This window comes from Kitasatospora sp. NPDC049258, assembly GCF_040678895.1.
Taxonomy (GTDB): domain Bacteria; phylum Actinomycetota; class Actinomycetes; order Streptomycetales; family Streptomycetaceae; genus Kitasatospora.
The window spans coordinates 104,638-124,002 of the sequence record NZ_JBFAQT010000009.1 but is presented as its reverse complement, the minus strand read 5'-3'; the positions used below and the strand labels follow the sequence as shown (position 1 = coordinate 124,002).

The following is a 19,365-nucleotide window of genomic DNA, read 5'->3' as shown; positions in this document are numbered from 1 at the left end:
CCCGCAGCCAGAACGTCACGACAGGTGGGATTTTGGCAGCACCATCGGGATCCGGGTCTCGGCGGGCGACCCTTGAGCACGGGCGGGGCACACCGGGGGCGACCGCTGCGGCGGGCCCGCAGGAGACAGGCTGGCCGTCACACAGACCGAGGAGAGGTATCAGTCATGTCCGGTGAGATGAGGTCCCAGGGTAGTGGCATCGGCGAGGTCACAGCAGAAGCGATGTTGACCGATCCGGATTACCTGGTGAGCGCGGATCCCAGGGAGGCTGCGGTGCTGCTGGACGGGGCCTCAGGTCGTGGGGCGCAGGTGGCGGCCGCGGTGTACCGGGCCTCGGCTCACCTGCATCGTGACAGCACCGCGGATGTTCGACGGCAGTTGCTTGCGCTGGACGCGGCCCGTTACCAGGACCGGGAGCTGTCCGGACGGATCACCGCGGTAGTGGTGGAGGGGCAGGCCGACGCATGGTGGGCGGTCGACTGGGCCACCGGCTCCCAGGTCGATCACCGCTTCATGCACGCCCTCACGGGCCACACCGGCTGGGTGAAGGCGGTGGCGACAGCCGTGGTCGACGGCCGGCCCGTGGCCGTCACGGCCGGCGGTCTCGGCGACGGCACGGCGCGGGTATGGGACCTGGCTGCCGGGCAACAGGTGGGCGAGCCCCTTGCCGTTCGCTCGCACGAGATGCTGGCGGTCGTGACGGTGACGGTCGACGGGAGCACGCTCGCCGTCACCGGTAGTGGCCTGGGCGACGAGGGGAGGGTGCGGGCGTGGGACCTGGCCACGGGGCAGCAGGTCGGCGAACCGCTCACCGGCCACGACGGCTGGGCGGGTGCGATAACGACGACGGTGGTCGACGGTCGAACCCTCGCCGTCACCGGCGGCTACAACGACGCCATGGTGCGGGTGTGGGACCTGGCCACCCGTGAGCAGTTCGGGGAGCCCCTCGCCGGCCACGACCGGGCGGTGTGTGCGGTGGCAACGGCGACGGTGGACGGACGAGCGGTGGCCGTCACCGGCAGCGACGACGGGACCGTGCGGCTGTGGGACCTGACCACCGGCCGACAGGTCGGCCCACCCCTCACCGGGCACCCGGATCGGGTGACCGCGGTGGCAACGGCAGTGGTCGACGGACGCTTCGTGGCCGTCACCGGAGGAGCCCGTGACAGCACGGTCCGGGTGTGGGACGTGACTGCCGGGCAGCAGGTCGGCGAACTCATCGGCCATCGCGGCTGGGTGTTCGCGGTGGTGACAGCGACCTTGCACGGTCGCGCGGTGGCCGTCACCGGCGGCGAGGACGGTGTGGTGCGGGTGTGGGACCTCGCCACGGGGCGACAGGCCGCCCGTCCCCTTGTCGGACACGGCGGCGGCGTATGGGCGGTGGGGTCGGTGACGGTGGAGGGCCGCACCTTGGCCGTCGCCGGCAGCGAGGACGGGGCGCTGCGGGTGTGGGACCTGACCGCCGGGCACGAGGCCGGCGCGCCCGTCAGCGACCATGAATGCTCGGTGGAGGCGCTGGCGACAGCGGTGGTCGACGGACGCACCGTGGCTGTCATCGGCAGCTGGGACACGACGGTATCGCTGCGGGATCTTGACACCGGTGAGCCGGTGGGCGAACCCCTCATGGGGCACACCGACGTGGTGTGCGCGGTGGCGACGGCGGTGGTCGACGGACGAGCGTTGGCCGTCACCGGCAGCAGGGACAAGACCGTGCGGGTGTGGGACTTGGCCACCGGCCGGCAGCTCGGCCGACCCCTGACCGGGCACACGGGCTGGGTGAACGCGGTGGCGACGGCGGTGGTCGACGGACGAGCGTTGGCCGTCACCGGCAGCGCGGACAAGACCGTGCGGGTGTGGGACTTGGCCACCGGCCGGCAGCTCGGCCGACCCCTGACCGGGCACACGGGCTGGGTGAACGCGGTGGCGACAGGGGTGGTGGACGGACGCACCGTGGCCGTCACCGGCGGCTACGGACAGGAGGTGCGGGTGTGGGACGTGCTCGCTCGGGAGGCGATCGGCCGGCCTCTCACCGGTCACAACGGGATGTCCTCGGTGGCGACCGTGGTGGTCGGCGGTCGGACGGTGGCCGTCACCGGAGGCGGTGACGGAATGGCTCGGGTGTGGGACCTGGCCACCGGCGAGCAGGTCGGCGAGCCTTTCGCCGGCCATGGCAGTGTGGGTGCGGTGGCCACGGCGGTGGTCGACGGTCGCGCACTCGCCGTCGTGGGCAGTGGCTTGACGGTGCGGGTGTGGGATCTGGTCACCCGTGAGCAGGTCGGACCGGACCTGGTGTTCCCGCTGGCCGTAGGTGCGCTTGCCGTGGTGCCGGGCGGCCGCTTGCTGGTGGGTTTCGGGGATGTCGCGGTGCTGAGCCGGCACGTCTGACCGGACCGCCCGGCAGGCATGCCGGGCGGTACCGTCGCCGCACAGGATCGCCGGGCGGAAGCCGATCGAGGTCGGTCCCGCTCGTCGGCCGGGCCGTCATCGCCGGGTCAGTACCGCGATCTCCCGGCCGAAGGCCACCACCAGCTCGCCGTCCGGCGTCACCGTCAGCGCACCCACCGGCGCGGGGAACACCAGAGCCGGCTCGGCCTCCTCGCAGATGCCGAGGTCCCATACCTGCAGCGTCCCCCGGTCGTCCTCGTGCGGGTCGCCGGTGACGGTCAGGACTCGGCCATCCACCACCACCGTCGCCCCCTCACCCGTCGCGTGGTCCGGGAAGGGCGGGCTGACGTGCTCCTCGCCGGTGTCGCGGTCCCGTACCCGCACCCTCCGGTCCCTGCCGCTGCTGATGTCCAGGGTGCTGCCGTCCACCACCACGGTGACGGTGCCGTCCTGGTCGCTGCGGGACCGGCCGACCTGCCGTCCGGTGGCAAGATCCCACAAGCGCACCGTGCCGTCATGGCTGCACGTGACAGCCAGACTTCGACGGTCCACCACCACCGTCACCACCGCGTACACGGTGTCGTCGTGGCCGGCGAGGGGTTCGCCGACCTCCGCGCCGGCGGTGAGGTCCCACACCCGAACACCCCCGTCGTAGCCCCCGATGACGGCAAGCACCCGGCCGTCGACCACCGTCGCCGCCACCGCGTACACCCAGCCGCCGTAGTCGCAGGCAAGGGGTCGGCGCGCTTCCTCGCGGGTGGCGATGTCCCACACCCGCACCGTCGGGCCCTCACCGCCGGTCACCGCCAGGGTGCGGCCGTCAACCGCCACGGTCGTCACCGCACACACCCGCCCCGAGTGTCCGTCGGCCGGCGCACCGATCTGCGCGCCGGTGGCCAGGTCCCACACCCCCACCGTCCCGTCCTCGCCACCGGTCAGCGTGAGGACGCGGCCGTCAACCACCGCCGAGGCCACCGCGTGCACCCCGTCGTCGTGGCGGATGAGGGGTTCGCCGGCGGCCTCACCCGTGGCCAGGTCCCACCTCCTCACCGTGCCGTCATGGCCACCGGTGACCGCCAGGATGCGGCCGTCCGGCGCCACGACATCCACCGAACACAACGACGCGTCGTGGCCGATGAGGGGCTGACCGACAGGCTCACCGGTGGCGAGGTCCCACACGCGCACCGTGCGATCGCGGCCGGCGCCGACGATCAGGGTGCGACCTCTCACAACTGCGGTCGCCACCGCGTTCACCCCGCCGTCGTGGCCGGTGAGCGGCTCGCGGACCTGTTGCCACGTGGCGAGGTCCCACACGCGCACCGTGCCGTCCCAGCCGGCGGTCACCATCAGGCTACGGCTGTTCGCCACCATCGCCGCCGCCACCACCGGCCCGGTGTGGCCGGTGAGGGGCTCGCGGAACTGCCGTCCCGTGGCGAGGTCCCACGCCCGCACCGTGCCGTCGCTGCCGCCCGTGAGCGCGAGGGTGCGGCCGTCCACCAGCGCCGTTGTCACCGCCGACACCGGGCCGCAATGCCCGCTGAGGGTGTGCCGGATCCGGTGGTCGACCTGCGAGCCGGTGGCCCAGTCCGTTCCCCACCTCGCCGCGGCCTCGCCCTGCACCGTGACCGCAGTGATCCGAGCGGAGAGCTCCCGGTCCCCGTAACGGGCCGCATCCAGGGCGAGCAACTGCCGACGCACACGCGCGGTCGCATCACGGTGCACATGGGCCGAAGCCCGGTACACCGCCGCCGCCCGTCGCCCGCTCGTGCTCCTCGCGCCGTCCAGCATCGCCAGAACCTCGTCCGGGTCCGCGTGCACAAGAAAAGCCGGGTCGCCCAACAGGGCGTCCACCCGGTCGGGACCAGCGCTTGCGTTGCCGTGCCGGACATCGTCGAACATGGCCTGGACCCTAGTCACCGACACGGCCGATGGCCACCGCGTTCCCGCGCTGCCCGATCGATCGCCGCCTGATCGACTGCCGCCGGAACCGGCTGCGGCCAGGGGTCGGGTGGCCCCCGCCGCCGCACCCCCCGGTGGTCACGGCCCGGGGGGGAGAAGCGGAATCACCCCGATGTTGGGCGGTGGCTCCGGGAACTAGCTTCCATCACGTGAACCACCGCACCAGAGACAGAGGAACCCCAGGTGACTGCACACCCGATACCCCGGACGTCCCTGCCATCGGAGTCGGCGAACGTATCCGGTGACCACGGGACGCCCCGGCCCGAGAGTCGTGGCGGATCCGTCGGCGAGTCCACCACCCTGCTCCCGGATCTCGTCGAGGCGGTGATCCGCCGTCAGGGTGCCTGTGGCTGGACGGTCAGGGCGGACGAGTTCTGGTGCCTGGCCGAGCCCGCAGGCCGGCAGATCCGCCAGCAGGGATGGAAGCTGCACGTTTCCGCCACGCCCCTGTCGGCGGCGGTGGTGCTCGCCCGGGCCGCCGAGGTGCTCGTCACAGCGGAGGCGTTCTTCAAGTTCGCGGGCACGCTCGACCGGGTGACGGAACTGGTCTCGGCCCGGTGCGACCGCGGATCGGGCGGCAAGTTCATCACCGTCTACCCCGACGACGACGATCACTTCCGGCTGCTCGCCGAGAAGCTGGACCGCGCCACTCGTGGGCTCCCCGGCCCGGCTGTCCTCTCCGACCGCCCGTACCGGCCGCACAGTCTGGTGCACTACCGCTACGGGGTGTTCAGCGGCGTCAGCCGGCTCGGCAACGACGGTGGCGCCGAGTCGATGCTGGAGACACCGGACGGCCGCCTCGTACGGGACGTCCGACCTGCCCGGTTCAGCCCTCCCGACTGGGCGAAGAACCCGCTGCCGCTGCCCGGGGCGCAGGACGACGGCAAGCCCTCCGCCGTCCTGCTCGACGGCAGGTTCGTCGTGCGACGGGCGATCCGGCACGCCTACAAGGGCGGCGTCTACCTCGGCACCGAACAGGGCACCGGCCGACGGGTGGTCATCAAGGAGGCCCGAAGGCACGTCGGAGGAGATCTGGAGGGGACGGACGCCACCCACCTCCTCCATCACGAGGCCGCCATGCAGGCCGCCCTGGCTCCGTTGGGCGTGTGCCCGCAGGTCCTCGGCGTCTTCACCCAAGGGGGACACCACTACCTCGCCCAGGAGCAGGTCGAGGGCCGGACACTCAGGAGCTGGGTGGCCGAAACGCCCGGACCCGCCGAGGCGGACCTGGTCGATCTGGCCGGGCAGCTCCTGGCGCTGGTCGACCGGGTCCACGGGGCCGGCCACGTGCTGCGGGACCTCAACCCCAATAACATCATGGTCAGGCCCGACGGCACCCTCCTGCTGATCGATCTGGAGCTGGTCGCCCGGCCGGGTGACCGGGTGCGGCGCGCCTACACACCCGGCTACGCGGCGCCCGAGGTCGTCGCCTCCGACCCCGTCGGCGCCGCTCCCGCCCAGAGCTCCGACCTCTTCAGCCTCGGGGCGGTCCTCTTCCACCTCGCCACCGGTGCGGACCTCGTGTTCGCCGCGGACCAGCCGCGGACCCGCCCGCCGGACGCGCGCATCGCGGCTCTGGTGGAGGCGGCTCTCGCGACCAGCACGGTGGGACGGATCCTCACCCCGCTCGTGCTCGCCCTGACCCGCGACGCCCCCGGCGAGCGCTGGAGCCCGGCAACCGCACGGCAGTTCCTGACCGAGGCGTCGACGGCACGGCATTCACCTCTCGAGCGCGCCGCCGGCGTGCGGTCCGCCGCCGACGGCGCCCCCGGCCCGCTGGCAGGCGAGATCGCGGAGCGGCTCATCGCCGACGGCCTCGCCCACCTGCTGCACACCATGACCACCGATCACCCGCAACGCCTGTGGCCTGCCGAAGGGTTCGGCGCGCTCAGCGACCCCCTGAACGTGCAGTACGGCGCCGCCGGTGTCCTGGCGGTCCTCACGGCGGCCGGAGCGGTGCGCGAGGATGCCCGGCTCCGCGCCGGGATCGCGGACGCCGCCCGGTGGATCGCCGCCAGGATCGGGCCGGACGGGCGAACCCTGCCCGGACTCTACTTCGGCAGATCCGGCACCGCCTGGGCCCTGTTGGACGCCGCCGCACTCCTGGGCGACGACCGGCTGGAAGCCGCCGCGCTGCGTCTCGCCCGGCAGATCCCCGTGCGCTGGCCCAATCCCGACATCTGCCACGGTGCGGCCGGCGCTGGCCTGGCACAGCTGCACTTCTGGCGCACGACCGGTGAACCCGACTTCCGGGAGCGCGTGATCGAGACCGGCGAGAGCCTGCTGACCGCTGCCGAACAGCGTCGCACCGGCCTGCTGTGGCCCATCCCGCACGACTTCGACTCCGCACTGGCGGGACTGACCCACCTCGGATTCGGGCACGGCGTCGCCGGCATCGGCACCTTCCTGCTCCTGGCCGGACTCGCCACCGGCCGCGACGACTTCCTGGCCACCGCCCGACAGGCCGGCGACACCCTGGTCACCACGGCCCGCACCGAGGGCGACGGCGCATGGTGGCCGGCCTCCGACCCCGGTGCCGGACCCACCGGAACCGCACGCCAACTTCCCTACTGGTGCAGCGGGTCGGCCGGCGTCGGGACCTTCCTGGTCCGGCTCTGGCAGGCCACCGCCGATCAGCGCTACCTCGCACTCGCATCGAAGGCCGCCACCGAGGCGTACCGCACGAGATGGCAGATGTCGGCGGCCGCCTGCCACGGCCTGGCGGGCAACGCCGAGTTCCTGCTGGACCTCGCCGACGCCCTCGACGATCCGACGCACCGGCGCCGGGCCGAGGAACTCGCCCGGTGCGCCCAACTGCGCCACACCCTGCAGAACGGCCTGATGCTCATCCCGGACGAGTCGATGACCGGCCTGACCGTCGGCTACAACACGGGGATGTCGGGCGCAGTCGCCCTCCTGCTGAGGCTGCGCCACGGCGGAGGCCGGCTGTGGTTGCCCAAGACGCCGGAACTCCCGGTACGGCCCGCCGAACCGGCGGCCCGGGCATGCTGACCGACGGCCCCGCGCGGGTCAGCTTCCGCTTCACACTTGCCGCCGACGCGGCCGTCTGCCTCACGACCGGCCGCAAGGGCGGCCTGCTACCGGAGTACTGGTCCTTCGGCGCTCCGAGCCCCGAACGGCGGGTCCTCCCGCTGGCCGAGTCGACCTCGACCCAGCCGCTGCCCACCGAGGACGGACGGCTGCTCCTCCTGCGCAGCACCGGGACCGGACGGCAACAGATCCTCCTGGCCGATCCACCCACCGGCAGAGTGGCCGAGAGCATCGTCGTCGAGGGACGAGGGCTGCGCCTGCTGCCGACCCCCGAACCGGGCACGGTGGCGCTCGCGGTCGGCGCCCACGGTGCGAACCGTTCGACCCTGTACCGGGTCGCCGAGCGGCCGCTGCGGTTGGAACCGCTCGCGGAACTGCCCGGCCAGGTCGGACGCACCTGCTGGCTCGATCCGGACGGACGGCTGCTGGCCGCCGGACTTCGCTCGGGCGGCGACGTCCGGACCGTCGTGGTCGACCTCGCCGGCGGTGCCCACCGTCAGCTCTTCGACTCGGCCGGCCCGGCCCAGGCGCTGCTCCTCGCCGCTCCGCGGTCCGGTCTGCTGCTGGTGGTCGCGAGGACACCGCGCGGCCCTCGCCTCGGCTGGACGACGGTCGATCGCGCCGACTCCGTCTGCTTCCCCGACCGGCTCAACTCCGTCAACGGCACCGTCCTCCCACTCGCACTCGACCCTGCGGGCCGGCGGGTCGCGCTCCGGGCCGTCAACGGCGCCCGATCCCGGCTGCTGATCCACGACCTGGACACGGACACCCTGGCGACAGCGCCCCTGGAGGAGGGGGCGATCCACCCGGTGGCCGGCTGGGGCCGCGCCGGCCTGCTGGTGCCCTGCTCCACCCGGGAGCACCCGCCCGAGGTGGCGGTCCTCTCGCCGGACGCCACCGAGCTGACCTCCCGGGCCGGGCGGCGCCGGGCCCGGCATTGCCGGGTGGAGCGCTTCGACGGCCCAGGAGGAGAGTTCGACGCGGTCTGCCAGGGGGACTGGCGGACCGGCCGGGCCGTCGCCGTGGCGCTCCACGGCGGCCCCGAAGCCGCGTGGGATCTCGGCTTCGACCCCGTCCTGCAACAGCTGGCCGCCCTCGGGGTCGCCGTCGTCGCGCCGAACCAACGAGGGAGCACCGGCTACGGCGCGGCCCATTCCGCAGCGATCCACGGCGCCTGGGGCGGACCGGACCTCGCGGACATCCGAAGCCTCGCCGCGACGCTGACCGCGGGACGACCCGGAGCCCCGGGCGGCCTTCTGGCGTACGGCACCAGTTACGGCGCGTACCTGGCGCTGCTCGCCGCCGCCGCCGATCCGCAGCTGTGGTCGCGGTGCGCCGTCGTCGCACCGTTCCTGTCGGCAGCCCGGCTGTACCCCCAGGCGTCCCCCGCGGTCCGGGCGCTCATCGACCGGCTCGGCGGGCGCACGGACCTCGCCGACGCGACCGGCCCGCGCGACCTCTGGACCCTGGCGCCGCGGATCCGGGCCCGGCTGCTGGTGGTCCACGGAGCGGACGACCGGATCGTCCCGGTCGACCAGGCGCGGCAGCTGCGGCGCCGGTTGCTGGACGCCGGGCACTGCGAGAAGACCGACCTCACCTACCTGGAAGTGCCGGGCGCGGGCCACTCCGCACTGGACGATCCCGCCGGCGCCGAGGCGTCCCGGCTGCTGATCGACTTCCTCGCCCGACCTTCCCACCCAGAACCCACGGCCGGCCACCCCCACACCGCGCCGAGGCCGGCCGTGCGGCGCCCGATCGACCGGCGCCGCGCGCACCAAGGCGGAGGGAGGTGATTGACATGACGATCGACGTCGAGGCCCTGCAGGAGCTGGAGGGCGAGGAGCCGACGGCGCTGCGCATCTGCGCGGTGACCTGCGGTCCGCGGAGCACCGGCTCCGCGACCTGCCACATGACCGACAACTGAGCCGCTCCCCGAGCGGGTCAGGGCCGAAGGAACCGAAGGAGAGGAGGTGATTGACATGACGATCGACGTCGAGGCCCTGCAGGAGCTGGAGGGCGAGGAGCAGACCGGTCCGATGCTGCGCACGTGCGAGGACACCTGCAGCATCACGCACTACCGGACCACCTTCTGATCCACCCACCGCGGGTGGCCGGACACCCTCCGGCCACCCGTGCCCGCCGGCCCCACGGAAGAACGAATGACTGCGCCGATCACCCCCGCCACCCGCCTGCTGGCAGCAGCCACGCTCCACAGCCCGGCGTGCTTCACCGCCGCCGCGCTGGCGTCCGTCGTCGGCGGCGCGAGCAGCCTGGCGATCCCCCGACTTCTGGCCGATCTCCTGGACGGCCTTCTGGCGCACCGTTCCCAGAGCGGCCGGTTGGCCGTCCTCGCGCTCGTCCTCGCGGTGTCCGCGTCCGCCGCCGCCCTCGGGACGCTGGCCGGTACCGCCGGCGGGGCCGCTGCCGTGGGGTGGCTGCGCCGCGGTGTGGTCCGACGGGTACTGGACGCCGGACTCGCCGGACAGCGACGGTACAGCGCGCCGGATGCCACCGGCCGCCTGGTCGGCAGCTGCGAGGAGGCCGGCTACGCGGGCATCGCGGTGCTCGACACCCTCGTCTCGGTGGCCACCGCGGCGGCCGGCGTCGTCGCGCTCTGGCTCATCGACTGGCGGCCGGCAGCGGCGTTCCTGCTCGGCGTGCCGCTCGTGCACCTGACGGTGCGGCTCTTCTTCCGGCGGACCTCCGCGGCCTTCTCCCGCTACCAGGAGATCCAGGCGGACATCGCTGCCCGGCTGGTGGACGCGCTCGCCGGGGTGCGGAGCATCCGGGCCGGCGGCACCGAGGCGGTGGAGCGGGACCGGGTCCTGGCCCCGCTGGCCGCGCTCAGCCGGGCCGGCGCGCAGATCTGGCATCTGCAACGCTCCACGGCATGGCAGCTGGGCCTGCTGCTGCCGGCGATCGAGATCCTCGTGCTCGCCGTGACCGGGCACGGGGTGATCGTCGGCCGGATCTCCCCGGGCCAACTGCTCGCGGCGGGTGGCTACACCGCGCTCGCACTCGGCCTGTTCCGCCAGGTCGACGCGATCCTCGGCCTGGCCGGGGCCGCGGCCGCGGCCCGCCGCACGGCCGAGGTCCTCGGGCAGCCCGTACCCACCCGGGGCGAGCGCGTCCTGAGCGGTTCCCCGGTAGGTTGCGCCGTCGTCCTGCGCGGCGTCACGACGAGCATCGAGGGACGTACGGTGCTCGACCGGATCGACCTGTCCGTCCCGGCGGGAACGTCCTTGGCCGTGGTCGGCCGCTCGGGACACGGCAAGAGCAATCTCGCCGCACTGATCGGACGCCTCCACGACCCCGACACCGGAGAGGTGCTGCTCGACGGTGTGCCCGTCGGTGAACTCGGCGACGAGCAGCTCGCCCGCTGCGTCGCGTACGCGTTCGAGCGGCCCGCGCTGCTCGGCCGCACGATCCGTGGCACCATCGGCCTCGGCCGGCCCGGCGCAGGCGAGGCGGTGATCGAGCGGGCCGCCCGTGCCGCCCGCGCGCACGAGTTCGTCCGGCGGCTGCCGGACGGCTACGACACCGAACCGGCTCGGGCGCCGCTGTCCGGCGGCGAGACCCAGCGGCTCGGCCTGGCAAGGGCGTTCGCCCAGGACGCCCGAGTGGTCGTGCTCGACGATGCCACCTCCAGCCTCGACACCGCGACCGAGGCCGAGGTCGGCGAGGCGCTCGCGACCGCCTTCGCCGACCGCACCAGGATCGTGGTCGCCCACCGCGCCTCGACGGCCGCCGGAGCCGACCGGGTGGCCTGGCTGGTGGACGGGCGGATCAGAGCAGTGGCACCGCACGCCCGCCTCTGGCAGGACCAGGACTACCGTGCGCTGTTCGGCGTCCGGACGGAGGACCCGTGCCCGCAGCTGCCCTGACCCACCCCGCAGTGCGGATGGCGCGGGGGTTCCTGCGGGCCCACCGCCGGTCGGTCGCCGTCGTACTGGCCCTCTCGGCACTCGAATCGCTGCCCGTCCTGCTCTCCGGCGTTCTGCTGGCGCGCGCCCTCGACCAGGGCTTCCTGGCGGGCCGGCTGCTCGTCGGGCTGGCCTGGCTGGGCGCCCTGGGCGCCGTCATGGTCCTGCGAGCGGTGGTGACCCGCGGGCTGATTCCCGGACTCGGGGCGATCGTCGAGCCGCTGCGGGACGCCCTCGTGACCTCGGTGGTCACCGAGACCCTCCGCCGGGCCGTCGCGGACACCGCACGGCCGGACGGCGCCGGCGTGGCCCGGCTCACCCGGCAGGTCGAGACCGTACGCTCGCTGGCCGCCGCGTTGCTGCGCTCGGCCCGGCAACTCGGACTGTCGCTGGTGATGGCACTGGTGGGGCTGGCGGCGCTGGCCCCGGTGCTCGCGCTCCTCGGCGCGGTACCGATCGTGCTCGCGCTGGCCGGCTGCGTACCACTGCTGAGAACCCTGGGCAGACGTCAACAGGTCCTGGTGACAGCCGAGGAGGCGCTCGCCGGGGAGGCCGGCGACCTCCTGGCCGGCCTCCGGGACGTGCTCGCCTGCGGAGCACGGGAGCGCGCGTACCGGCAGCTCGACGTCCTGATCGCCGACGCGGAGTCCGCGGCCCGGCGCATCGCGGCCACCAACGCGCTCATCGGGCTGATCGTCTCGGGGGGTGGGAAGCTCCCGGCGCTGGCCGTGCTGGTGGCGGCCCCGGGCCTGTCGGCCGGCCACGGGCTGACGACCGGCGCACTGGTCGGCGCGGTGACCTATCTGCTGACCACCGTCGATCCCGCGCTCCGGTCGATGGTGGAGGTGCTCGGCTCCTGGGGCGTCGAACTCGCCGCCGTGCTGGACCGATTGGCCCGGGCCGGCATGCTCGCCGAGCCCCCGGGCCCCGCCGGCGCCACCACCGCCGTCGACCGGCCCGCCCCCGCACCGCACGGCCGCCGCCCCCTCGGCCACGGGCTGACGGTCGACTCGGTGACGTTCGCGTACGGCCCGCACGCCGAGCCGGTGATCCGGGCGCTCACCCTCGACATACCGGAAGGAACCCGGCTGGCAGTCGTCGGTGCCAGCGGAATCGGCAAGTCCACCCTGGTCGAACTGCTCGCCGGCCTGGCGGTGGCCGACCGCGGGGAGATCCGGCTCGACACCGTTCCCCTGCGCGAACTCGACCCGGACGCACTTCGGGAGAGTGTCCGGCTCCTCCCGCAGGAGGGCTACGTCTTCTCCGGCACGCTGCGGGAGAACCTCCGCCAGCTGCGGCCGGACGCCTCCGACGGCGAACTCGTCCGTTCGGCCGCGATCGTCGGCATGGCTGCACTGATCGATCGGCTCGGTGGGCTGGACGCCCGGGTCGGCGCCGGCGGCCACCCGCTGTCGGCGGGGGAGCGGCAACTCGTCGCTCTGGTCCGGGCCCACGTCTGCACCGCCCGGGTGATCCTCCTGGACGAGGCGACCTGCCACCTCGACCCGAGCGCCGAGGACCGGGCGGAAGCGGCCTTCGCGCAGCGGGGCGGCACCGTGGTCGTCGTCGCCCACCGGATCAGCTCGGCCCTGCGCGCCGACCGGATCCTGCTCATGGACGGTGACCGCACCATGGCCGGGACCCACGCGGAACTGCTCGTGGCCTCGCCGCACTACGCCGATCTCGTCGGACACTGGAACGGTACGCCGACCACGGGCCCAGGGGAGGACTGATGGTCGCGCAGGGTCGACCGTCCGGCTACCGCGGACCGTGCCCCAGGCGTCCCACCAGCCCGACCCGGGTGGAAACGCCGAACTTGGCGAAGACCCGCGTGAGGTGCGACTCGACCGTGCGCGGGCTGAGGTACAGCTGCTCGCCGATCTGCCGGTTCGTCATGCCTTCCCCCACCAGCTCGACTATCTGCCGCTCCCGCGCCGAGAGCAGGTCGAACGCGCTGCCCGTCCTACGGCCGCGTCCCGCCGGCCGGGGCTGCCGGGAACCCAGACACCGCTGCTCCTGGGTGACGGCGGCCACCGACCAGGTGGCGCCCTGACTCCGCAGCAGGTTCTTGGCGATGCCGAGTTCTTCGTAGGCGCGACGGATCTGCCCGCACCGGGACAGGGCCAGCGCCGCGCGCCGGCGGGCCTGCGCCTCGTCAAGGCCCGAGCCGGCTGCCACGGAGATTCCCACGGCCTCCTCGCACGCGGCCACGGCGGCGTCCGGCTCGCCGGTCGCCAGCAGGACCGCCGCCCGTGCCTGGTGTGCCTGGGAGAGCGCCGACGGGAGGCCGAGCAGGGCTGCGGCGTCGCGGGCCCGGTCGGCCAGGACGGCGGCCCGCGCCGGCTCGTCCCTGGCGATCTCGGCCTCGGTGAGCAGCAGCAACCCGCGCGGCCGGGCCGCCGCGTCAACCGTTTCGAGCACGTCCTCGGCGCCGCCGCCCGCCAGCACGTCCAGACAGCCCTCAGGGTCGCCGCGGCGCAGACGTGCCTCGGCCAGTGTCCCGAGGGCGACCCCCCGCCACCAGGACGGTGGTACGGCGGTGTCCGCCAGGGCCCGTTCGGCGAGCCGTTCCGCCGCCGGCGGACCTTCCCGGTGCAGCACCGGGAGCGCACGCAGGGCCAGCGCCACGCGTGCGGCCGTGCGGTCCCCGACCAGCGCGGCGTGCTCCTCGGCATGCCGTCCGTGCGAGAGGGCCAGATCGAGGCGGCCGAGGCGGGAGTTGGCCTGGCAGGCGGCGAGGTGCAGGGACGGCAGCAGGTGGGCCCGTCCGGCACGCCGCGCGATGTGCAGGCCGCGGCCCAGATGCCGCACGGCGTCCGGGTACCGGTCCAGAAAGAGCTCCGTGCACGACAGCTGGATCACGGCGTCGAGGAGGTCCGTGAGTCGCCCGTCGGGCAGACTGTCGGCCAGCCAGCAGACACGGTCGCACAGTTGGAGTGCCGCGGCGGTGTCCCCCGAGAGGACGGCCCCGAGCCCCAACGCGGCCGAGGCCCTGATCTCCACAGCGGTGTCGCCGCACTCCCGCGCGCGTCGTCGGATGCCGGCGAGGCTCGGCGTGATCTGCGGGCCGCGCCCGCGGACCAGCTCGATGCAGGCGAGTTCGATCCGGAGCGGAACGGCGGCCGGCGCGTCGATGTCGTCGAAGCATTCCAGCTCCGACTCCACCAGGGCTGCCGCCTCCTGCAGCCGGCCCAGCAGCCGGCCCACGGTCGCACTGAACTCGACCAGACCGGTCCGGAACTCCGACGACAGCGAGCCGCGCCGGGCGAGCAGTGGCTGGAGCAGTTCTCGGCTCTCCGCGAGCCTCCCGGCTCTGCCGAGCGCACGAGCCAGTTCGAACCGGAGGTCCCCGGTGGCCTCCGTGCCGTCGGGCACCAGCCGCAGGGCTGCCCGCAGGAAGTGGACGGTGAGCTCGGACGAGGGAGGGTCCTCGGCCCGGGCCGCGCGAACGAGCACCTCGGCGGCGGCGCGGTCGCCATGCTGTGCCGAGCAGGCGAGATGCAGGGCGCGCAGGGAGCAGGGCACGCCGTCCTGTTCCAGGTGCTCGGCGGCTCGCCGGTGCGAGGCCTGCCGCCAGGCGTGGCCGGTCGAGTGGTAGACCGATCCGGCCAGCAGCGGGTGGCGGAAGCGCAGGGTCCCGGCCTCGGGACGCAGCAGATCGAAGGAGACCAGTACGTCGAGCGCGGCCGCCACCGAGGGTTCCGGCAGGCCCGTGACGTGGGCCAGCACACCGGTGCCGGCGACGGTGCCGGTGACTGCGGCTGCGGCGGCGACCAGCCGCTCCGGCTCGGACAGCACGTCGAGTTCGGCCAGCAGGGAGGCACGGACGCCGTGCGGGATCGCCCCCGCGTCGATCAGCGCCGGCGCCGCTGCCATCGCGGCGAGGTCGGCGTCCGACATCGCGGACAGTGCCCCGAGGTAGAAGGGGTTGTTGCCGCTGTCCCTGGCGAGCCGTTCGCGTCGCTGCGCGCTCACGGCGTCGCCGATGAGCCGGGCCGTCTGGCCCGGGCTCAGCGCGCCCAACTGCAGCCGGGTGACGTAGGGTTCGCCGCCGGCGGTGCGGGCGGTGTCCAGCGCGGCGGCCAGCCGACGGCAGACCTGGCGCGGGCGGTAGGCCAGGACGAGCAGCAGCGGTGCGTGCGGAGGGCGGTGCACCAGTTGGGTCAGCAGGTCGAGCGAGGTGTCGTCCGCGGCATGGACGTCGTCGAGGAGGAGGGCCAGCCCCGGCCGGGTCACCGGACCCTCCAGCAGCGTCCTGACGGAGCGGTGCAGGTCGCGGCGGTCGTACGCCGCCACCGCCGGCCCGACCGGCGCCCCGGCTGCCTTCTCCGTCCCACTTCCCGGGGCGGGTGTGCCGGAACCGGGCACCACCCGCTCCGAGTCCGGGCGCCAGGGTGGTCCGGCGGGGTCGGCCAAGGCGTCCAGGGCCTCGGCCAGGAGCCCGAACTGCACCGAGCGGGCCGCGGCGTTCGCGCGGGAGCCGATGACCCGTAGGCCCTGGCCACGGGCTGCTCTGGCGGTCTCGGCCAGCAGCCAGGTCTTGCCGATGCCGGGATCCCCGGCTATCGCCAGGACCTGGCCCGTCCCCTCGGACGTCCGTTCCAGCGCCTTCCGGCAGAGCGCCAGCTCCTCGCTCCTGCTCAGCATGATGTGTGTCTCCGTCTCTGTTCCTGAGGGTGCTGCGGCGAGCGCCCCGGACCTGGCCGCCCCGGACGGTGCCGCTGCCCTCGGCTCGCAGCGCCGACGACCCGTCATGGCCCCTGCGCGCCATCGACGATGGCCCGCAGCACGGTCAAGTACCGACTCAGCGCGGCATGTCCGGCCGCGGTCAGCGACAGCCAGGTGCGCGGCTGCTTCCCGACATGTCCCTTGGTGACTTCCACGAAGCCGACCGCCTCCAGCAGCGCCACCTGCTTGGACAGGGTCGCCGCCCGGACGACCAGGGCTTCCCGGACGAAACGGAACTCCGCCCTGTCGACCTTGGCCAGGCAGGCCATGACGGACAGCCTGACCGGAGAGTGGACGACGCCGTCCAGCCGATGGCGAGGGTGCTCCTCGGTCACCCGGAGGTCTTCCAGGCGCCGATGGCGTACACCGCGAACTGCGCGAGAGCGGCCGTCACCCAGATCCACCAGTGCCCCGGACGGGCCGCGGCGGCCAGCCCGAACAGGGCCGCCTGCCCGACGACCAAGGCGGACACCAGGAGCCTGGACGGTCGGGAGCGGACCGGTTGGCGCAGGGCCCACGCCCGGAGCAGCAGGGTGAACGCCGAGTAGGGCACGAACCACACCCACGCGGGCAGGTGCGCCCGTTGCACGGCCAGGCCGGTGAGCAGGGTGGACAGTGCGGTGAGCGAGCCGGTCGCCAGCAGGAGGCGCCTGCCGAACGGCGGCGCGGCGGACTCGGTGGGCTCGAAGCCGTCTGTCATGAGGTCCGTACCTCTTTCGGTGCGTCGTCGGAGTGTGTGTGATGCACCGTAGCAACTAGTTTCCAAGATGGAAACTAGTTGTCAATTCGATACTGTATGCTCGGCTGGCCGACCGGCCCCGGCAGGCCGACCGTCCATGATCATGCGTCAGAAGCGGCTCCTCGAGGGCGATCGGGATGCCGGGTTCCGACGGTGCACGGTGGCGCGCGATGTGATGGAGAGGCGAAGGCGATGGACACCGACAGGACCGAGCGACTGCGGGCAGGGTCAGCGCCCCGCACCGTCGGGCAGGGGCGATACCTGCTCCAGGATCCCCTCGGCAGCGGAGGCATGGCCTCCGTCCACCGTGCGCACGACTCGGTGCTGGGCCGCACGGTCGCGGTGAAGACGCTGCATCCGGACCTGGCGCGCGACCCGGCCGCCCGCGAGCGCTTCCGCCGTGAGGCCCGTGCGGTCGCCACGCTCAACCACCCCAACATCGTGGCGGTCCACGACAGCGGTGAGGACGTGGTCGAGGGCGAGGTCGTGCAGTACATCGTCATGGAGTACGTGGACGGCCGCGCGCTGCCCGACCTGATCCGGGCCGGCGGCGGTGGCGCGATGGACCTGCACCGGGCGCTGGACCTGACGGCCCGCGTCCTGGACGCGCTCGCCTACAGCCACCAGCAGGGCCTGGTCCACCGGGACGTCAAGCCGGCCAATGTGATGGTGGCGCAGGACGGCACGGTCAAGGTCATGGACTTCGGCATCGCCCAGGCCGTGCAGTCGGGCCTCGGCTCGATCACCCGGACCGGCACGGTGCTCGGCACCCCGCAGTACCTGTCGCCCGAGCAGGCGATGGGCAAGCCCGTCGACGCCCGGTCGGACCTCTACTCGGTCGGCTGCATGCTCTTCGAACTGGTCACCGGGGCGCCGCCGTTCACCGGCGACACCTCGATGAGCGTGCTCTACCAGCACGTCCAGCAGGCCCCACCGGTGCCGTCCGCACTCGACCCGTCGCTCGGCCCGGCCGTCGACACCGTCGTGGCCCGGGCGCTGGAGAAGGACCCGGCCCGCCGGCACCCCACCGCCGAGGCGATGGCGGACGACATCCGCCGGATCGCGGCGGGCCAGGAGCCCACCAGGCACCTGGCTCCGCAGCCCGCCCCCGCCGACGGGTGGGCCCGGGCCACCCAACTCCCGGACATCGACGCGATCACCGCCCGCTGGCGACGGGTGCGGCTCGCCGTGTTCTGGGGCGCCGCCGCCCCGGCGACCGTGTTCGCTGTCGTCTGGGCCCTGTTCATCGCGCCGAACGAGCTCAAGGCGCTCTCGCCGGACGTGGCGGCCGGCCCTGCGGACCCACGCGCCACCGGCGCCCTCCAGGGCTGCCGCCCCGCCGCCCGCGGCATGAGCACCGTCCCCAGCTTCACGGACAAGTCGCCGGCGGAGGCGAGGAGTTGCGCCGAGATCGCCGGGGTGAAACTCGAGGAGAACTCGACCCCCGGCCGCAAGTCCGACAAGGACACGGTGGTCAGGCAGGAGCCGGAGTCGTACGAGTCGGTGAAGGCCGGCAGTACGGTGCGGATCTGGATATCGGCGGGCGGTGATCCCCGTGCGGTGGGGGACCTCGCGGCCTGCGAGGTGGAGGACGTCCACGGGAAGGTGCGGCCGCCCTCGCTCGTGGGCATGACGGCCGCCAAGGCCCAGGTCTGTGCGGAGATCGCGCACCTGACGCTGCAGCAGGCCGGCCCCGTCCGTGACAAGCACACGGCCGCCGGCCAGGTGTCGAAGCAGCAGCCCTCGCCGATGGACGAACCGACGTCGGACGGCACCGTCAAGGTGTGGATCTCGTCCGGAGGTGATCCCCGGGCCGTCGGCACCGTCGCGAGCTGCGACGACGACACGGCCAGTGACCGGCCCAGAGTGCCGAGCCTCCTGTTCATGACCGCCGCCGAGGCCCGTACCTGCGCGGACATCGCCGGACTGCACCTGGACGAACGCAGCGCCCCCGACCAGCTGTCGAGTCCCGGCAAGGTCGTGAAGCAGGAACCGGGCAGCCTCATCGCCAGCGAACCGGGCAGCACCGTCACGATCTGGATCTCCTCGGGCCGGCCCTGATCCCGCAACGTTCGGCACCGTCACCGCCTGTCCGCCGCCGGCTCGGACACCACACGGACACCACCTGCCGGAGAGCCGGCGAACCATCGAGAGAATCGAGATCGGCTGCGATGTCCGACATCCCGCAGACCGGGCGCGCCCGGACCGAACCCGGTCACCACGAGCGACGGTTGACCGACCCGCACTTCCTGGTCCACGCGGATCCGGCGGAGGTCCTGGCACTCCTGGACAGCGCCCGCGGCCCCGAGGAACAGCTGGCGGCGGCGGTGTACCGCGCCTCGGCCCACCTCCACCGGCACTCCGGCGCTGCCCGCAGGCAGTTGCTGGCTCTGGATGCGGCGAGATTCGGCGATCGGGGCCTGTCCGAGCGGATCACCGCGGTGTTGTTGGAGGGCGAACCCGGCGGATCCGCCGCACGCTGGTACGTGGACTGGGCCACCGGGGCCCCCGACCATCGTTTCCGACACCGCCTCAGCAGGCACGCGCTGTGGGTGGGCGCCGTGGCGACGGCGGTGGTCG

At 73.7% G+C, this 19,365-nt stretch carries 13 protein-coding genes; 9 read left to right on the top strand and 4 right to left on the bottom strand.

Going from position 1 to position 19,365, the window contains the following annotated elements; genetic code table 11:
* Nucleotides 1–165 precede the first annotated feature (165 nt).
* Nucleotides 166–2,385: a WD40 repeat domain-containing protein gene (locus AB0K43_RS10775; RefSeq protein ID WP_363638076.1), complete on the top strand. Its 2,220-nt coding sequence runs from the start codon at nucleotides 166–168 to the stop codon at nucleotides 2,383–2,385.
* 96 nt (nucleotides 2,386–2,481) lie between these two features.
* Here the strand turns inward: AB0K43_RS10775 and AB0K43_RS10770 are convergent, their stop codons facing one another.
* Nucleotides 2,482–4,284, bottom strand: coding sequence for a WD40 repeat domain-containing protein (locus tag AB0K43_RS10770; RefSeq protein WP_363638074.1), 1,803 nt, complete (start codon nucleotides 4,282–4,284; stop codon nucleotides 2,482–2,484).
* A gap of 384 nt (nucleotides 4,285–4,668) precedes the next feature.
* Here AB0K43_RS10770 and lanL point away from each other — a divergent pair, with 384 nt between their 5' ends.
* The 6 genes from lanL (at nucleotide 4,669) to AB0K43_RS10740 (ending at nucleotide 13,051) form a co-directional block, all read left to right on the top strand.
* Entirely contained in the window at nucleotides 4,669–7,356 is a 2,688-nt protein-coding gene (gene lanL, locus AB0K43_RS10765) for a class IV lanthionine synthetase LanL (RefSeq protein WP_363638072.1), read from the top strand.
* Nucleotides 7,350–9,188: a prolyl oligopeptidase family serine peptidase gene (locus AB0K43_RS10760; RefSeq protein WP_363638070.1), complete on the top strand. Its 1,839-nt coding sequence runs from the start codon at nucleotides 7,350–7,352 to the stop codon at nucleotides 9,186–9,188. The genes lanL and AB0K43_RS10760 overlap by 7 nt, the downstream gene beginning before the upstream one ends.
* 5 nt (nucleotides 9,189–9,193) lie before the next feature.
* Nucleotides 9,194–9,319, top strand: coding sequence for an ALQxL family class IV lanthipeptide (locus AB0K43_RS10755; protein WP_363638068.1), 126 nt, complete (start codon nucleotides 9,194–9,196; stop codon nucleotides 9,317–9,319).
* 55 nt (nucleotides 9,320–9,374) lie between these two features.
* Nucleotides 9,375–9,488, top strand: a complete 114-nt coding sequence (locus AB0K43_RS10750) for an ALQxL family class IV lanthipeptide (RefSeq protein ID WP_363638066.1) — start codon at nucleotides 9,375–9,377, stop codon at nucleotides 9,486–9,488.
* A gap of 66 nt (nucleotides 9,489–9,554) precedes the next feature.
* A complete protein-coding gene (locus tag AB0K43_RS10745) occupies nucleotides 9,555–11,279 on the top strand; it encodes an ABC transporter ATP-binding protein (RefSeq protein WP_363638064.1) in 1,725 nt (574 codons plus the stop codon).
* Nucleotides 11,261–13,051, top strand: coding sequence for an ABC transporter ATP-binding protein (locus AB0K43_RS10740; RefSeq protein ID WP_363638062.1), 1,791 nt, complete (start codon nucleotides 11,261–11,263; stop codon nucleotides 13,049–13,051). Before AB0K43_RS10745 ends, AB0K43_RS10740 begins: the two co-directional genes overlap by 19 nt.
* A gap of 25 nt (nucleotides 13,052–13,076) precedes the next feature.
* On the opposite strand, the gene AB0K43_RS10735 is transcribed toward AB0K43_RS10740, so the two are convergent.
* The 3 genes from AB0K43_RS10735 to AB0K43_RS10725 form a co-directional block, all read right to left on the bottom strand.
* On the bottom strand, nucleotides 13,077–15,965 hold the full coding sequence (locus AB0K43_RS10735; RefSeq protein WP_363638060.1) for an AAA family ATPase: 2,889 nt from the start codon (nucleotides 15,963–15,965) through the stop codon (nucleotides 13,077–13,079).
* Between the two features lie 104 nt (nucleotides 15,966–16,069).
* Nucleotides 16,070–16,381: a transcriptional regulator gene (locus tag AB0K43_RS10730; protein WP_363638058.1), complete on the bottom strand. Its 312-nt coding sequence runs from the start codon at nucleotides 16,379–16,381 to the stop codon at nucleotides 16,070–16,072.
* Entirely contained in the window at nucleotides 16,378–16,746 is a 369-nt protein-coding gene (locus AB0K43_RS10725; RefSeq protein WP_363638056.1) for a hypothetical protein, read from the bottom strand. Before AB0K43_RS10725 ends, AB0K43_RS10730 begins: the two co-directional genes overlap by 4 nt.
* Before the next feature lie 231 nt (nucleotides 16,747–16,977).
* Here AB0K43_RS10725 and AB0K43_RS10720 point away from each other — a divergent pair, with 231 nt between their 5' ends.
* A complete protein-coding gene (locus AB0K43_RS10720; RefSeq protein WP_363638054.1) occupies nucleotides 16,978–18,846 on the top strand; it encodes a protein kinase in 1,869 nt (622 codons plus the stop codon).
* 110 nt (nucleotides 18,847–18,956) lie between these two features.
* The coding region (locus AB0K43_RS10715; RefSeq protein WP_363638052.1) for a hypothetical protein at nucleotides 18,957–19,365 on the top strand (409 nt) is incomplete at its 3' end.

Excerpts from the sequence above, each read along its gene's own strand:
- AB0K43_RS10775 (WP_363638076.1), top strand. The coding sequence starts at position 166 with ATGTCCGGTGAGATGAGGTCCCAGGGTAGTGGCATCGGCGAGGTCACA.
- AB0K43_RS10770 (WP_363638074.1), bottom strand. The coding sequence starts at position 4,284 with ATGTTCGACGATGTCCGGCACGGCAACGCAAGCGCTGGTCCCGACCGG.
- AB0K43_RS10760 (WP_363638070.1), top strand. The coding sequence starts at position 7,350 with ATGCTGACCGACGGCCCCGCGCGGGTCAGCTTCCGCTTCACACTTGCC.
- AB0K43_RS10755 (WP_363638068.1), top strand. The coding sequence starts at position 9,194 with ATGACGATCGACGTCGAGGCCCTGCAGGAGCTGGAGGGCGAGGAGCCG.
- AB0K43_RS10750 (WP_363638066.1), top strand. The coding sequence starts at position 9,375 with ATGACGATCGACGTCGAGGCCCTGCAGGAGCTGGAGGGCGAGGAGCAG.
- AB0K43_RS10745 (WP_363638064.1), top strand. The coding sequence starts at position 9,555 with ATGACTGCGCCGATCACCCCCGCCACCCGCCTGCTGGCAGCAGCCACG.
- AB0K43_RS10735 (WP_363638060.1), bottom strand. The coding sequence starts at position 15,965 with ATGCTGAGCAGGAGCGAGGAGCTGGCGCTCTGCCGGAAGGCGCTGGAA.
- AB0K43_RS10725 (WP_363638056.1), bottom strand. The coding sequence starts at position 16,746 with ATGACAGACGGCTTCGAGCCCACCGAGTCCGCCGCGCCGCCGTTCGGC.
- AB0K43_RS10720 (WP_363638054.1), top strand. The coding sequence starts at position 16,978 with ATGGACACCGACAGGACCGAGCGACTGCGGGCAGGGTCAGCGCCCCGC.